A 14,848-nucleotide genomic window follows, 5' to 3' on the forward strand; every position below is an offset into this window, starting at 1 on the left:
CGCCCACGGACCACCCCCACCCGGGGGTGGTCCGTGGCGTGCCCGGGGTTCGGTGGGGCGTCGCTGTCCGTACCCCCCGGTATGCCCTGCGACCGGCGGGTGTCCGGCCCGAGTCGCCCGGCGTCCGGGAGCGGGGACTTAGGGGTGTTAGGGGTACCGGTACGCCCCCCCGGCGCCCGGCGCGCGCGGACAGGCAGATCCGGCCGTTCACTCCTTACCCGGGCGCGGGAGAGGCGGGTGCGGACGTATCGGGATGTGTACGTTCCGCTGCCTCGTTTCACCGGGCGCGACGGGGGAGTGGGGGGAGTGGGCCGGTCCGGGGTGCCGCCCGCTGTCCGAAAGGCGTGTTCAGCACCCTCTGGTCAGCGGCTCTGTGAATGCCCTGGACGGCCGTTGCCCTCTCGGTGCCCGCCGGAAAACGTTTCGGAGGGTGTCTCGGTCCATCCGTACTGTGCGCGGTCGTGACGGCGTGGTTACTTAATCACCCCGTTACCAGCGGAGGGACGATCAAATGTTGAGTACGTCCAGTGGCAAGACGCCGCAAACGAGTACCGGTCCACTCACCACCGATGCCACGGTCCGAACCCGGATCGAGGTACCGGTCCAACGGACCGACGGCTCCTGGCGGCCCGCCGAGATGGTCAGCTTCACCGGGCTCGCCGACGGCCGGGAACACATTGCGGTCGTGTTCCCGGCCACCACCTCGGTACCCCTCGTGCGGGTGCATTCGGAGTGCCTCACGGGCGACGTGTTCGGCTCCGCCCGCTGCGACTGCGGTCCCCAACTCGCCGAAGGCGTGGACCAGTTCGCGGAGGAGGGCGGAATCCTGCTGTACCTCCGCCAGGAAGGCCGCGGCATCGGGCTGTACAACAAATTCGACGCCTACCGTCTCCAGGACCAGGGCCTGGACACGTTCGCCGCCAACCGCGAACTGAACTTCTCGGACGATCTGCGCGACTACCGCGTCGCCGCCCAGATGCTGCACGCCCTCGACGTCCCGGCGATCCGGCTGAGCACCAACAACCCGGACAAGGTCGCCCAGTTGAGGAAATACGGCGTCGTCGTGGAGGAGGTCATCCCCACCGGCATCCACCAGAACGTCAACAACGAGAAGTACTTGCGGGTCAAGGCCGAGCACGGCGGGCACACCATCGAACTCCTGGGAGAGTCCATATGATCCAGCACCGCGGGCCCATCAGCGGAATCGCCGCCTGGCGTGACGAGTACGTGGCCACCGCCGGCTACGACAACCAGGTCATCTGCTGGGACCAGCGCACCGGGCGGGCGGTGTCCCGCTCGTTCCACGACCATCTGGCCAACCAGTGCCAGTTCGCGCCGGACGGCAAGCACCTGCTGACCTCGTCCAGCGACTACACCGCCCGCCTGTGGACGGTCCCGGACCTGCGGCTCGTCGCCGTCCTCGGGGACCAGGAGGACGACGTGGAGATGTCCGTCTTCCACCCCTCCAAGGAACTCGTCGCCACCGCCTCCCGCGACCACCGGGTCCGGGTGTACGACTTCGCGGGCACGCTGCTGCACCGTTTCGAGGGACACAGCGCCGACGTCATCTCCGTCGAATGGGCGCGCGGCGTCGACGAGTTGATCTCCTCAAGCGACGACGGCACCATCAAGCGCTGGTCGCTGGAGACCGGCGGGATGATCGACGACCTCGACATGGACGGCGTCGAGACCGACACCATCGCCATCTCCTCCTCCGGCATCATCTTCGCCGGCAACGACGAGGGCCAGATCATCGTCGTCGGACCCACCGAGTCCACCATGGTCCCGGCGCACGACGCGGGCATCAAGCGGCTCGTCCTCGACGACTCCCGCAACCTGCTGGTGAGCCTCTCCTACGACCGCACCATGCGGCTGTGGGACGTCGCCTCCGGCTCCCCGGTGGCCCGCGACACGACGGCCCTGCCGCACGACGTGTGGCCCCGCTCCTGCGCCTTCGCCGGCGGCACCCGCCTGGTGTTCGCCACCTTCGGCGCCACCTACCGGGGCTACGACTACCAGGCGCGCACCTGGGACAGCGCCGTCGTCCCGCCCACCGGCGGCGTCAACGCGGTGCTCCCCGAGCCCGGCGGCTCCATGCTCACCGTCGGCGACGCGGGCCTGGTGCGCCGCGACGGCGAGCAGATCGCCGAGACCGGCAGCCTCTGCAACTTCCTCACCCCGCTCGGCGGTCTGGTCCTGTCCGGCGGCCAGCTCGGCAAGGTCTTCGACGCCCTCACCGGCCGCGAGCTGTACCAGCACCGCTCCCCGCTGAACTGCGGCGTCGCCTTCGAGCGCGACGGCGAACAGTACGCGGTGATCGGCGCCTACACCGGCGAGGGCCTGCTGCTGAAGCTGACCGGCGACACCGTCGAACACGTCCGGGACCTCCAGCTGAACGTCAACGCGGTCAAGGACGTCGCCGTCTCCGGCGACTTCCTCTTCTCGGTCGCCGCCGACGCCTCCGCGACCTGGTACCGCATCTCCACGCTGGAGAAGGTCGGCACCGTCGAGGACGCCCACGACAAGATCGCCAACGGCTGCACGGGCCTCGCCGACGGCTGGTTCGCCAGCATCAGCCGCGACCTGAAGCTGCGGATCTGGAACGCCGAGCGCACCGCCGAGGTCGTGGACACGCCGCACACGCACTCCATCAAGTGCGTCGCCGCCGACACCGACGGCCGCCTGATCGCGGCCGGCAGCTACGACGGCCACGTCGCGATCTACGACCGCGCCGAGGGCCGTTGGACCGTCGTCGACCGGCCCACCACCTCGGGGATCTCCTCCCTCGCCTACGACGCGGGCCGCAAGCTCTTCGTCGCGGGCTCCTACGACGGGCAGGTCTACCCCGTCGGCGGCTGAAACCGCCCGCGGGAGCGGGGCCGAGCCGCTTTCCCGAAAGCGCCCCGCACGAAGGTGCCGGAGCAGCGTGACCTCTCCGGCACCGTCGTGTGCACGCCCCCTCCCGCCCTCCACACGCCCCCTCTCCACACCCCGTTCAGGCCGTCCCGTGCCCCGCCCACACGACAGGACTTCCTCACGTATGCCCGACCACCAGATAGCCGACCGCTACTCCGTCACCCCCGCCGCCGCCCCGCAGCTCGACGAGTCGGCGTACGCGGACGTGCTGCGCACCGACTTCCAGGAGCACTACGTCAACGGCCGTGACGTGTGGACCGCCGAGAACGCCATGCGCGAGGCGCCCCGCCTGCTGCTCGCGGCCCTCGGTGAGCGCGCCGAGCCGCCGCACGTCCTCGACATCGGCACCGGACACGGCCGCGACGCCGCGATCCTCGCCGACGCGGGCTGCCGGGTCACCGGCATCGACCTCGTCGAATCCCCGCAGTGGGCCGCGCTGACCGCCCGCACCGAGGGCCGCGCCCGCTTCGAGGCCTGCCCGCTGTCCGACCTCACCGGCACCGCCGGGTACGACGCCGTCCTCGACAACGGCTGCCTGCACCACCAACACCCCGACGGCTACAGCCGTTACCTGGACCGCGTCCATGAACTCCTGCGCCCCGGCGGCCTGTTCACCATCTCCGTCTTCGAGGCGGCGAACGGCCTCGGCCGCCTCTACGCCAACGAGGCGCGGCGCCTGTACCGGGAGTTCACCGAGGAGGAGCTGACCGGCCTGATCACCGCGCACGGCTTCGAGTTCGTCGCCGTCGCCCAGGTCACCCGGGGCACCGAGGGCCTGCACTACCTGGTGGGCACCTACCGCGCCACCGACGCCCCCGCGACCTCCGGCACGTCCGGGTCCCGGGACCGATGAGCGGGCGCCGTGTCCGGGCCGCCGCCCGGTACCGGCACCGCGGCCCGCTCGCCGCGGCGGTCGCCGGGGCACTGCTGAGCGGGGTCCTGCTGGGCGCCGCCCCCGCGACCGCCGCCGGTCCCAACGAGGCTGCCTGGGCCGGTACCTGGGGCACCGCGCCCGCGCCGGCCGCACCGGACGGCGTCTCGCGAGCGGGGTTCGCGGACCGGACCGTACGGATGGTCGCGCACACCTCGATCGGCGGCGACGAGGTGCGGTTGCGGCTGTCCCACGCCCACGGAACGGCGCCGTTGGTGCTCGGCCGGGTCACGGTCGGGCTGGCCGAGGCGCCCGGCTCGGCGGCGGCCGTGCCCGGCAGCCTGCGCCAGGTCACCTTCGGCGGCGCCCCGGGCACCACCGTCGCCGCCGGGGCGCAGACCGTCAGCGACCCGCTGCCCTACCCCGTGCCCGCCGGCGCCGACCTGCTGGTCAGCGTCTACCTGCCCGCACCGACCGGCCCCGTCACCTGGCACTGGCTGGCCCAGCAGACCAACCACGTCTCCGAACCCGGCGACCACACCGGCGACGCCGGCACCGGGGCCTTCACCGGAGCCGAGACCTCCTGGTTCTTCCTGACCGGCGTCGACGTGCGCGGCGCCGGCACCCGGGGCACCGTCGTCGCGCTCGGCGACTCGCAGACCGACGGCGGCGGCTCCACCCCGGACGGCAACGGCCGCTGGACCGACGCCTTCGCCCGCCGCCTCGCCGCCACCCCCGCCACCCGGGGCATCGGCGTCCTCAACAAGGGCCTCGGCGGCAACCGCGTCCTGCGCGACGGCGCCGAGACCGACCGCCCGCAGCGCGGCACCAGCGCGCTCGGCCGCCTGGACCGGGACGTCCTGGACCAGTCCGGGGTGTGCGCCGTCGTCCTCTACGAAGGCATCAACGACCTCCAACTCGCCCCCTACGCCGGCGCCGAGGAGGTGCTCGCCGGGCTGCGCACCCTCGCGGCCCGGCTGCACGAGCGCGGGACCCCCGTCGTCGTCGGCACCCTCACGCCGTTCAAGGACTCGCCGCTGTGGACCGCCGAGGCCGAGACGGAACGGATGGCCGTCAACGCCGCCTTGCGCACCGCCCCGGAGTTCGACGCCGTGGCCGACTTCGACGCGGCCGTGCGCGACCCCGCCGACCCCCAGCGGGTGCGCGCCGCCTACGACTCCGGCGACCACATCCACCTCACCGACGCCGGCTACCGCGCGGTGGCCGACGCCGTCCCCACCGCACCGCTGACCTCATGCGACCCGGCGACATCCGCCCCGAGCCCCGACGGGAGGACCCCATGACCGACACCCCGGTGATGGCCAACCCCAACACCCTCAGCGACCGGGCCGCCATGGCGCTGCCCGACTCCTTCGTGGCCCGCACCGGCCCCTGGCCCCTGCGTGACCACCGCGACCTGCTCTCGGTGCCCGCCGAGACCCTCGTCGCCGTCGCCGAGGACCCCGAACTCTCCTTCCCGCGCCGGTACGCGGCGGGCACCGTCCTCGGTCTGATCGGCGACCCGCGCATCCGCGTCTACGACCCGCCCATGGCCACCGTCCCGGCCGCCCGCGTCCGCCTCGGCCTGCACCCGGACGCCGTCGCCCGGGTCACCGCGCGCTGGCGGCACGCCGCGGTGATCGAGGAGTGGATCGCCAAGGAGTGCCCCGAGTACGAAGTGGAACTGCCCACCTTCCGCATCGCGCTGCACCCCGTCACCAACGCCGAGTACCGGCGCTTCCTCGAAGACACCGGCTACACCCACCTGCCCACCTCCTGGCGGTTCGGCGACTACCCCGAGGGGCTCGGCAACCACCCCGTGTGGACCGTGTCGCCGCAGGCCGCCGACACCTACGCGGCCTGGCTGGCCGGCAACACCGGGCGCACCTTCCGGCTGCCGACCGAGGCCGAGTGGGAGTACGCCGCCGCGGGCCCCGTGGGCCGGGAGTTCCCGTGGGGCGAGTCGTTCGAGCCCGAACGCGCCAACACCGTCGAGACCGGGCCGCTCACCACCACCCCGATCGGCGTGTACCCGACCGGGCGCTCCCCGTTCGGGGTGCACGACATGGCGGGCAACGTCGAGGAGTACACCGCCGACGACTACCGCCCCTACCCCGGCGGCAGCGCCGTCGCCGACGACCTCGCCGTCACCCGGGGCACCTACCGCATCGCGCGCGGCGGCAGCTTCACCCGGTTCGGCGACCTGGCCCGCACCCGGCGCCGGCACGGCTGGTACGAGCGGGACATCTACGCCATGGGCTTCCGCCTCGCGGAGACGCCGTGACGGGCCGCACACCGGACCAGGGACCCGCCGCGCGGCCGGTGTCCGCCCTGGAAGAGGCCGCGATGCGGCGCGCCGTCGAGATCGCCGGGGTCGCCCTCGGGCAGACCAGCCCCAACCCCGCCGTCGGCTGCGTGATCCTCGGCGCGGACGGCACGGTGGCGGGGGAGGGGTTCCACCCCGGCGCCGGGCAACCGCACGCGGAGGTCGAGGCGCTGGCCGCGGCCGGGGAACGCGCCCGGGGCGGCACCGCCCTGGTCACCCTGGAGCCGTGCGCGCACACCGGCCGCACCGGACCCTGCGCCGAGGCGCTGCTGCGGGCCGGACTCGCCCGCGTCCTGTACGCGGTGCCCGACCCCAACCCGACGGCGGCCGGCGGTGCCCGACGGCTGCGGGAGGCCGGGGTCGAGGTGATCGGCGGCGTGCTGCGCGCCGAGGCCGAGACCGGCAACGAACTGTGGCTGACCGCCGTTCGCCGGGGCAGGCCCTGCGTGACCTGGAAGTTCGGCGCCACCCTGGACGGCCGGACGGCAGCGCCCGACGGCACCTCGCGGTGGATCACCGGACCCGAGGCCCGCCAGGACGCGCACGCCCTGCGCGCCGCGCACGACGCGGTCCTGGTCGGCTCCGGCACCCTGCGCGCCGACGACCCCCACCTGGGCCTCCGGCACGGCGTGTCCGGCCGCCCGCCGCTGCGTGTCGTCCTGGACCGGGACGGGGCGATCGCGCCGGACGCCCGGGTCCTCGACGACTCCGCGCCCACCCTCGTGGTGACCGGGCCGCACACGCCCAAGCCCGCCCTGGGCGACCGGCACGAGGTGCTGCGGGTGCCGCTCACCGACGGCACCCTCGATGTCGGCGTCCTGCTCGACGAGTTGTGGGCCCGGGACGTGCGCTCGGTCCTGCTGGAGGGCGGCGCCCGGCTCGCCGCGTCCTTCGTCGAACGAGGGCTGCTCGACCGGGTCGTCGCCTACCTCGCCCCGCTGCTCCTCGGCGCCGACGCCCGCCCCGTCCTGGACGACTTCGGCGCCGCCACCCTCACGGCGGGCCTGCGGCTGCGGATGGGCGGCGTGACCCGCCTCGGCGACGATGTGCGGCTGTTGCTGCGCACCGGCGGCCTGCCGGGCGACGGCGAGGAGGACGCGCCGTGAGCCACCGGATCGCCGTGATCTACCACAGCAGACGCGGAACCGTGCGCACCCTGGCGACGCTGGCCGCCGAAGGGGCCCGGGAGACCGGGGCGGAGGTGCTGCTGCTCCGGGTCGAGGACGACGGCCCGGGGCGCCCGCAGTGGCCGGAGCGGGCGGCCGAACCGGAGGACGTGGTCTGGGCCGACGGCCTGGTGCTGGCCGGCCCCACCTACTACGGCAACGTGTCCTCGCCGCTCAAACGGTTCCTGGAGTCGACCTCGCTGCTGTGGGGCCGTGGGCTGCTCGCCGACCGGGTGGCGACCGGCATCACCTGTTCCACGCAGCGCCACGGCGGCCGGGAGGCCACCCTGACCGCGCTGCACCACACCCTGTACCACTGGGGCTGCTGGGTGGCCGGCTCCGACCCGGACGACCCCGTCACCCGGGCGGCGGGCGGCACCCCCTACGGTCTGGTCGCCGACAACAGCCAGGGCGCCCCGGCTCCCCACGAGTGCGCGGCGGCCCGGGCCCTGGGCCGCAGGCTGGCCGGGCTCGCGGCCCGCGCCCGCCCCCTGCCACCGCTCCCGCCGCTGCCACCCCCGTCGCCCCCGCCCGCCCTCGACCCACAGCCCCGCTCGGTGCTGCCCACCCCGGCCGCCGTACCGGTTCCCGCCGTACCGGTACCCACCGGGTCGGCGAACCCCGGTGCCCCCGGCGGGTCCGGGTACGGGCCTCCCCCGGCGACCCTCACCGTCACGGAACCGGCACCGGCACCGGCACCGCAACCGGCATCGGCAGCGCCGCCCGCACCGGTTCCGGCGGGGACGGTGCGCGGTGCCGGGCTTCCCGGTGTCTCTCCACGGCCGGTCCGGTTCGCCGTCGTCTACCACGGGGAGGACGCCGCCATCCGGATGCTCGCGCAGGAGGCGGCCTCCGCCGCGCGGGCCGTGGGCGCCGGGGTGCGGCTGCGCCGGGTGGCCCGGGGCAGCGAGGCACGGGACGCGGCGTGGCTGGGTCCGTGGGCCGCGCCCGCCCTCGCCGAGGACATCGCGTGGGCCGACGCCGTGCTGTTCGGGGCGCCGGTCCGGCTCGGCGCGCTGGCCGCGCCGCTGCTGGAGTTCGTCCAGTCGCTGGAGCCCGCCGACGGCGGCCGGGGCCCGCTGTGGGGCAAACCGGCCGGCGGGTTCGCCATCACCCCGGCACCGCACGCGGGCGCCGAGACCGCCCTCAACGACCTCGGCCATGTCCTGCTGCACACCGGCGCGGTGCTGGTGCCGCCCGGCTACACCGACCCGGTGATCGCGGCGGCGGGCGGCAACCCCTACGGCACCACGCACTCCCGCACCATGGGCTATCTGCCCACCCCGCAGGCCATGGCCGCCGCGGCCCACCAGAGCAGGCGCACCGTCCTCGCGGGCGACCTGCTGCGCCGCGCCCCGCGCCCGCCCGGCGCGGCCACCGCACCGTCCGGTCCGGCCGGACCACCGACCTTCATAGGGAGCACGGCATGAGCGTGCAGCAGTACGACGGGATCGGCGAGACCTACGAGGGCTTCAAGTCGCTGCCGATGGCCCGCTGGGCGGAGTGTCCGAGCTTCCTCACCATGCTCGGCGACGTGCGCGGGAGGTCGGTGCTCGACCTGGCCTGCGGGACCGGGTTCTACAGCCGTCAGTTCAAGCGTCTGGGCGCCGCCGAGGTGCTCGGCGTGGACATCTCGGGCGAGATGGTCGCCGCCGCCCGCGCGATCGAGGAACGGGCCCCGCTCGGGGTGCGGTACGCGGTCGCCGACGCCACCGAACTGCCCCTGCCCGAGCGGCCGTTCGACGTGGCGAGCGCCGTGTATCTGCTCAACTACGCCGAGGACGCCGCCGAGATGGAGGCCATGTGCCGGGCGGTGCGCCGCAGCCTGGCGCCCGGCGCCCGCTTCCTCGTGCTGACCCAGGCGCCCGCCTACCGCTTCGACGGTCCCTCCATGGCACCGTACGGCTTCACGTACGAGCCGGTGGGCACGTCCCCGATCGGCCCCCGGGTGCGGATCACCGCTCGACTCGACCCGCCCGTCGCGTTCGTGACCACGTATCCGCACCGCGAGGTGTATGAGCGGAGCCTGACCCGGGCCGGGTTCCGCGACGTGACATGGGTGCCGTTGCACGTGTCCGAGGAGGGCCTGCGGGAGCGGGGCGCCGCCTACTGGGCGGACTTCCTCGGCAACCCGCCGCTGACCATGCTGCACTGCACGGCCGTGTGACCGTCCCGCGTCATCCGGAAGCCTCGCCCGGCCATCACGGCCGGGCGAGGCTTCTCTGTGCCGCCGGGGTGTCCCGGTCGATGCGGTGAGCGCGCGACGGGGGAATGAAACACGCACACCGTCCGAGAAGAGCACCCCGACGACAGTTCAGGGGGTGGCCTACGGCCCCGCCCGCCCGTGGCGGGCCGTACGCCACCTGGTGCGCGGTGCACCGGCACCGCGCACCTCCCGGCCGGCCTGTGTCCGGCCGGGAGTCCGTGTCACCCGGTGGTGGTGGCCGGGGCCCGCAGCCGCCGGGCGAGTCCGACGCCGACCAGGGCGAGCAGCCCCGTGAAGCCGAACAGGGAGCCGAGCGCGACCCGGGTACCCGCGTCGTAGTGCGCGCAGATGGCGAGGGCGGCGCCGCCGAGACCGGCGATCACGCCGGTGGCGAGGGTCTGCGCGAGCTGGAGCGCGCCGCTCATCTCGCCCTGCCGCTCGGCCGGGGTCTGCTCCAGGGTGTCGGTGGTGGAGGCGTTGAAGCCGACGCCCATGCCGACGCCGCCGATCGCCCAGCCGAGGATCGCGAACCAGGCCGGGACGGCGTCGGTGAGGATGGTGAGGGTGATCAGGCCGACGCCGACCAGCAGGACGGCGAAGCCGAGGGCGACGCCGGTGGTGCGGCTGCCCGCGGTGGCGTCCCGCTTGGCCTGCCAGGCCGAGCCGAAGACCCAGGTGATGGCGCCCGCCGACAGCCCGAGACCGGCCGCCCAGGCGCTCTGCCCGCGCAACTCCTGGAGCCCCAGCGGGAGATAGGCCTCGCTGCCGAAGTACACACCGCACAGCAGCCCGCGGATCACCACACCGGCGCCCAGCCCGGCGCGCGCGGTCAGGGTGCCCTCGGGGGTGACCCGGCGCAGCGCCGGCACGGCGACGGCGGCACCGGCCACCGCGAGGACGGCGAGCAGGATCAGGTTCTCCAGGAGCAGCGCCTGGAGCAGCACGCCGGTGCCCACCGTCAGCAGCACGGCATTGGCCAGCGAGCCCTTCCACCAGGGCTCGGCCGGGGCCGCCGTCCGTTCGCCCTGCGGGCGTTCGAGGTTGCGCAGCGCGGGCAGGGTGAGCAGCGCGGCGAGCACCACGATCGGCAGCATCAGCAGGAACACCGAGCGCCAGGAGGTGGCGTCCGAGAGGGTGCCGGCCAGCACCGGGCCGATCAGCGACGGGATCGTCCAGGCCGAGGAGAGCAGGGCGAACATCCGGGCCCGCAGATGTTCGGGGTAGGCCAGGCCGATCACCGTGTAGGCCATCGCCATCACGGCGCCCACGCCCAGGCCCTGGAGGAAGCGTCCGGCCAGGAACAGCGGCCAGGAACCGGCCGCGCCGGCCAGCGCGCAGCCCGCCGCGAACACGGCCATGCCGGTCGCCGCCGGGGCCCACGGGCCGCGCAGGTCGGCGGTCTTGCCGGCGAGCACGGTGCCGATGATGTTCGCGAGCATCAGGGCGGACAGACCCCACCCGTAGGCGCCGAGTCCGTCGAGGTCGCGGGCGATGTCGGGCAGGACGGTGGCGACACCGAGGGACTCGAACGCGACCATGCCCACGGAAAGGATCACGCCGAGACTGAGTGCCCGGTACGGGCCGGCGAAGACGCTCTCCGAACCCTTGGGCCGGTCGCTGTCCGGCTCGGTCGCGGGCCCGCCCACGTCCTCCGGTAACTCGTCGATGTGCTGGGACATGAACTCACCTCGTGTGAGAGAATTACTTTCCGATGCGGAACGGAATCATAAAGGTACGGGAGGCGTGTTGAACACACCACAGGAAACGGAGAGCGCCGCCTCCCTCACCACATCGCGCCCACGGGGCAGACCACGCGACGAACGCATCGACACCGCCGTCCGCGACGCCGTGCTGGAGATCCTCAACGAAGTCGGCTACGGCAGGCTCACCCTGGAGGCGGTCGCCGCCCGCGCCGGAACCACCAAGCCCACCCTGCGCCGCCGTTGGCGCTCCCGGCAGCACCTCGTGGTCAGCGCCCTCGTGCAGACGATGGGTTCCTCACCCACCCCCGACACCGGCTGCACCCACTGCGACCTCATCGCCGGCATCCGCACCCTGAGCCACGCCTTCAGCACCACCGTCGGCCGCCGCGCGCTGCCCGCCCTGATCGCGGACCTCGCCGACGACCCGGAGCTGGAGTCGGAGTTCCTCAACGAACTGTTCCACCCGCGCCGGGCCGCCACCGCCGCCGCCCTGCGCCGGGGCATCCGGCGCGGTGACATCCGGGCCGACGCCGATATCGACCTGCTGCTCGACATGTTGGCGTCCACCGCCTACTACCGGGTGCTTTTCGGACATCTGCCACTCACGTCGACCCTCGCGGAGGACATCGTGGAGGTCGTCCTCGCGGGCGTCGGAACCCCGCAGTGGCACAGCAACCACATGGCGGTGGACAGCCTCTGACCCCGCCGGCGCCCCCGGTCAGCGCGGACCGGGGGCGCTCCGCCGCGCCACCCGGACCGCGTACGGCTGCACGCGGGGCGCGAGAACCACCCCCACTTCCGGGGCCATTGGGACGAGAAGGGGATGCGCATGCTCAGCCGCGACTGTGAAGTGTCCGATTTACAGAGGGTCCTGTCCTCCGCCGCCTCCGGCGCGGGAGCCAGTCTCCTGGTCGAAGGAGGCATCGGGTCCGGCAAGTCGTACCTGATGCGGGCGGCGGTCAGGACCGCCCGTGCCCATGGATTCGAGACGATCTCGACCCGCGCCCGGCCCTCCGGCACCACCCTCACCTACGACGTGCTGCGCCAACTCCACACCGCCCCGGTGCCCGCGGGCCCGGGGGAACCGTTCGCCGGTGAACTCGCCGACGGCCGCCTCGACCGCCTCGTCGGCTCGCTCGCCCTGCGCAAGCCGCTGCTGCTCGCCGTGGACGACCTGCACTGGGCCGACCGGCGCTCGCTGCACTGGCTGGAGCAGCTGATGGCCCGCCTCGAAGGGCTGCCGGTGGCCCTGCTCGGCACCCTCGCCCCGGGCCTGGCCCCACCCCGGGAGGAACCGCGCCGGGACGGCCGGGGCATCCTCACCCGCGTCGTCTCCGACTTCCACCAGCGCACCGTGCTCTCCGGCCTGGACCCGGACGCCGTCGGCTATCTGCTGGCCTCCTTCTTCGGCCGCCCCGTCGCCGAGAACCTGGTGCTCGCCTGCCACCGCGTCACCGGCGGCAACCCGCTGCTGACCCAGGCCCTGCTGCGCGAGCTGAGACGCGTCGGCACGGTCGGCGAACCGACCTGCGAGCAGATCGCCGCCCTCGGCTCGGTGGAGGTCGCCGAAACCGTCGTCGGTCGTTTCGAGGAACGTTTCTCCGGAATCGGCCGGGCCCTGGAGGCCGTCGCCGTCACCGGCCGCGCCGCCACCCCGGCGCTGGTCGCCGATCTCGTCGGGATCTCCCGCGCCGAGGCCGCCGACATGCTCCACGCCCTGGTGCGCTGCGGCGTCCTGCACGAGAGCGGCGGGGGAGTGGTCTTCGCCCAGCCGATGGTGCCGGTCTCCTTCCTCGCCGCCCTGCCGCCCAGCGAACACGCCCGGCTGCACGCGGCCGCCGCCCACGCCCTGCACACCATGGGCGCCCCCGCCCACGAAGTCCTCCACCATCTGCGCAACGCCCCCCGGATCGGTGAACGCTGGGCCTACCGGCTGCTGTTCGAGTCCGCCTGCGCCGCCCTGTCCCGGCACGACCTGGTGGAGGCCCGCGCCCTCCAGGAACGGTGCGCCCTGGAGGACGGCCCCGACGACAGGTCCGAACTGCTGCGCCGGCTCAGCCGCGTCGAACTCGCCGCCGACGCGCCCGCCGCCGCCGTCAACCGGCTGCGCGCCCTCGGCCGACCACGCGGCGGCGACGACACCGTCGCCGTCGTCACCCTCGTCAACCTCACCATGGCCACCGCCCTCGACGGCGACCTCGACGGCGCCCGGCGCACCTTGCAGACCGCGCTCACCGACCTCGGCCCCCTCTACCCCGCCCACGAACCGGTCGCCGGGGCCTTCGCCGTGCTCGGGGTGCTCACCCTGGTCGGCGCGGCGGGACCCACCCCGCTGCACATCCCGCACACCCCCGCCCGCACCCCGTGGGTGCGCTGCGCGCAGGCGACGCTCTCCGCGTTCGCCGCCGCCCGCCAGCTCGGCGGACGGCGCGAGGACGCCCTCCGGCACGCCCGCGCCGGACTCGGTGAACCCGCAGGACCCGCGGACGTGCCCACCACCCCGCTCCGGCTGCTGCTGGCCCATGTGCTGTGCGACGCCGGGGAGTACGACGAGGCGCTGGACGCCTGCCGCGCGCTCGCCGCCACCGCCCGCCAGGAGGGCGCGCGCACCATGGCCGCCCTCGCCGAGGCCACCCTCGCCGTCTGCTGCCACCGGGCCGGACGGCTGCGCGAGGCGGCCCGCGCGGCCCGTACCGCCCTCGCCGACGGACCTCCCGGCACCTGGCTCGGCAGCGTCATGGCCCGCTGCCGGCTCGGCGGCATCCTGGTGGACACCGGCGACCTCGACGGGGCGCACCGGCTGCTCCTCGACGACCTCGCCCTCGCCGACCTGCCCGATGCCGCCCTGCCCGACCTGCTGCTGTACCGGGGCCGCATGCACGCGGCGCTGGGCCACACCGAGGCCGCCCTCGCCGACCTGGAGGAGTGCGGGCGGCTGCTGCGGGGCCTGTCCCAGCACGACCGGCACCCCTGGCGGGCCGCCGCCGCCGTCCTGCACGCCCAGGTCGGCGACCCCTACACCGCCGAGCGGCTGGCCCAGGAGGAGTTGGCGGAGGCCCGCGCCTGGGGCGCCCCGCACACCGTCGCCGCCGCCCTGCACACGCTCGCCCAGGTCGCCCCGGGCGGGCCGAGTCTCGCCCTGCTGGACGAGGCGGCCGGACTGCTCCAGGGCTCCGGGGCCTGGCTGGAGCACGCCCGCGTCCTGCGCTCCCTGGGCCACGAACTGCAACGCCAGCGCAAGGTCCGCGAGGCCCGCGAACAGCTCCGCGCGGCCCTCGCCCTCGCCGAGAAGTGCGGGGCCTGGACGCTGGTCGACGCGCTGCGCGACGATCTCGCCTCGGCCGGGGCCCGCCCCCGGCGCGGCGCGGAGACCGGCCTCGACGCGCTGACCCCGGCCGAGTACCGCACGGCGCTGCTGGCCGCCGAGGGGCTGACGAACCGTGAGATAGCCGACCGCTTCTACGTCACCCGGCGCACCGTCGAACTCCACCTCAGCCGCGTCTACCGCAAGCTGTCGGTCTCCGGGCGCAGCGACCTCGCCGCCGCCGTCACCGACAGCCTCCCGGCCGCCGGCCACCACCTCGACGGCGCGGCACCCCCGCTGCACGGCCCGCCGGGCTCGGCGACCCTCCTGCCCGCCTCCTGAGCGGACCGGCGGGA

Annotated in this window: 11 protein-coding genes; 10 read left to right on the forward strand and 1 reads right to left on the reverse strand. The window is 74.5% G+C overall.

Annotated elements, in window-relative coordinates:
• Nucleotides 1-511 precede the first annotated feature (511 nt).
• From ribA to ACIQOU_RS01165, 8 genes are all read left to right on the forward strand, one after another.
• Complete coding sequence (ribA, locus tag ACIQOU_RS01130) at nt 512-1,177, forward strand: GTP cyclohydrolase II (protein WP_401532800.1); 666 nt, start codon at nt 512-514, stop codon at nt 1,175-1,177.
• Nucleotides 1,174-2,859 (forward strand): WD40 repeat domain-containing protein, encoded by a 1,686-nt coding sequence (locus ACIQOU_RS01135; protein WP_401532801.1) that lies wholly within the window; start codon nt 1,174-1,176, stop codon nt 2,857-2,859. The genes ribA and ACIQOU_RS01135 overlap by 4 nt, the downstream gene beginning before the upstream one ends.
• Nucleotides 2,860-3,040: 181 nt before the next feature.
• The gene (locus ACIQOU_RS01140; protein ID WP_401532802.1) at nt 3,041-3,769 is read left to right on the forward strand and encodes an SAM-dependent methyltransferase; all 729 of its coding nucleotides are present in this window, start codon (nt 3,041-3,043) and stop codon (nt 3,767-3,769) included.
• Nucleotides 3,766-5,091, forward strand: a complete 1,326-nt coding sequence (locus ACIQOU_RS01145) for an SGNH/GDSL hydrolase family protein (protein ID WP_401532805.1) — start codon at nt 3,766-3,768, stop codon at nt 5,089-5,091. Before ACIQOU_RS01140 ends, ACIQOU_RS01145 begins: the two co-directional genes overlap by 4 nt.
• Nucleotides 5,088-6,071: a formylglycine-generating enzyme family protein gene (locus ACIQOU_RS01150; RefSeq protein WP_401532806.1), complete on the forward strand. Its 984-nt coding sequence runs from the start codon at nt 5,088-5,090 to the stop codon at nt 6,069-6,071. The genes ACIQOU_RS01145 and ACIQOU_RS01150 overlap by 4 nt, the downstream gene beginning before the upstream one ends.
• A gap of 62 nt (nt 6,072-6,133) precedes the next feature.
• Nucleotides 6,134-7,219, forward strand: coding sequence for a bifunctional diaminohydroxyphosphoribosylaminopyrimidine deaminase/5-amino-6-(5-phosphoribosylamino)uracil reductase RibD (ribD, locus tag ACIQOU_RS01155; protein ID WP_401533605.1), 1,086 nt, complete (start codon nt 6,134-6,136; stop codon nt 7,217-7,219).
• Nucleotides 7,216-8,709, forward strand: coding sequence for a flavodoxin family protein (locus ACIQOU_RS01160; RefSeq protein ID WP_401532809.1), 1,494 nt, complete (start codon nt 7,216-7,218; stop codon nt 8,707-8,709). Before ribD ends, ACIQOU_RS01160 begins: the two co-directional genes overlap by 4 nt.
• Entirely contained in the window at nt 8,706-9,446 is a 741-nt protein-coding gene (locus tag ACIQOU_RS01165) for a class I SAM-dependent methyltransferase (RefSeq protein ID WP_401532811.1), read from the forward strand. Before ACIQOU_RS01160 ends, ACIQOU_RS01165 begins: the two co-directional genes overlap by 4 nt.
• A 260-nt stretch (nt 9,447-9,706) precedes the next feature.
• Here the strand turns inward: ACIQOU_RS01165 and ACIQOU_RS01170 are convergent, their stop codons facing one another.
• Nucleotides 9,707-11,164, reverse strand: coding sequence for an MFS transporter (locus ACIQOU_RS01170; protein WP_401532813.1), 1,458 nt, complete (start codon nt 11,162-11,164; stop codon nt 9,707-9,709).
• Nucleotides 11,165-11,228: 64 nt separating this feature from the next.
• Here ACIQOU_RS01170 and ACIQOU_RS01175 point away from each other — a divergent pair, with 64 nt between their 5' ends.
• Nucleotides 11,229-11,888 carry a TetR/AcrR family transcriptional regulator gene (locus ACIQOU_RS01175; protein WP_401532814.1) on the forward strand — a complete coding sequence of 220 codons (660 nt, stop codon included), beginning with the start codon at nt 11,229-11,231 and terminating at the stop codon, nt 11,886-11,888.
• A 129-nt stretch (nt 11,889-12,017) separates the two neighbouring features.
• Nucleotides 12,018-14,834: an AAA family ATPase gene (locus ACIQOU_RS01180; protein WP_401532815.1), complete on the forward strand. Its 2,817-nt coding sequence runs from the start codon at nt 12,018-12,020 to the stop codon at nt 14,832-14,834.
• The last annotated feature ends 14 nt before the right edge of the window (nt 14,835-14,848 follow it).

It is taken from the genome of Streptomyces sp. NPDC091279 (assembly GCF_044757465.1).
Taxonomy (GTDB): Bacteria; Actinomycetota; Actinomycetes; order Streptomycetales; family Streptomycetaceae; genus Streptomyces.

Bases quoted from the DNA above. Each gene is read 5' to 3' on its own strand.
- ribA (WP_401532800.1), top strand. From the start codon at position 512: ATGTTGAGTACGTCCAGTGGCAAGACGCCGCAAACGAGTACCGGTCCA.
- ACIQOU_RS01135 (WP_401532801.1), top strand. From the start codon at position 1,174: ATGATCCAGCACCGCGGGCCCATCAGCGGAATCGCCGCCTGGCGTGAC.
- ACIQOU_RS01140 (WP_401532802.1), top strand. From the start codon at position 3,041: ATGCCCGACCACCAGATAGCCGACCGCTACTCCGTCACCCCCGCCGCC.
- ACIQOU_RS01145 (WP_401532805.1), top strand. From the start codon at position 3,766: ATGAGCGGGCGCCGTGTCCGGGCCGCCGCCCGGTACCGGCACCGCGGC.
- ACIQOU_RS01150 (WP_401532806.1), top strand. From the start codon at position 5,088: ATGACCGACACCCCGGTGATGGCCAACCCCAACACCCTCAGCGACCGG.
- ribD (WP_401533605.1), top strand. From the start codon at position 6,134: ATGCGGCGCGCCGTCGAGATCGCCGGGGTCGCCCTCGGGCAGACCAGC.
- ACIQOU_RS01165 (WP_401532811.1), top strand. From the start codon at position 8,706: ATGAGCGTGCAGCAGTACGACGGGATCGGCGAGACCTACGAGGGCTTC.
- ACIQOU_RS01170 (WP_401532813.1), bottom strand. From the start codon at position 11,164: ATGTCCCAGCACATCGACGAGTTACCGGAGGACGTGGGCGGGCCCGCG.
- ACIQOU_RS01180 (WP_401532815.1), top strand. From the start codon at position 12,018: ATGCTCAGCCGCGACTGTGAAGTGTCCGATTTACAGAGGGTCCTGTCC.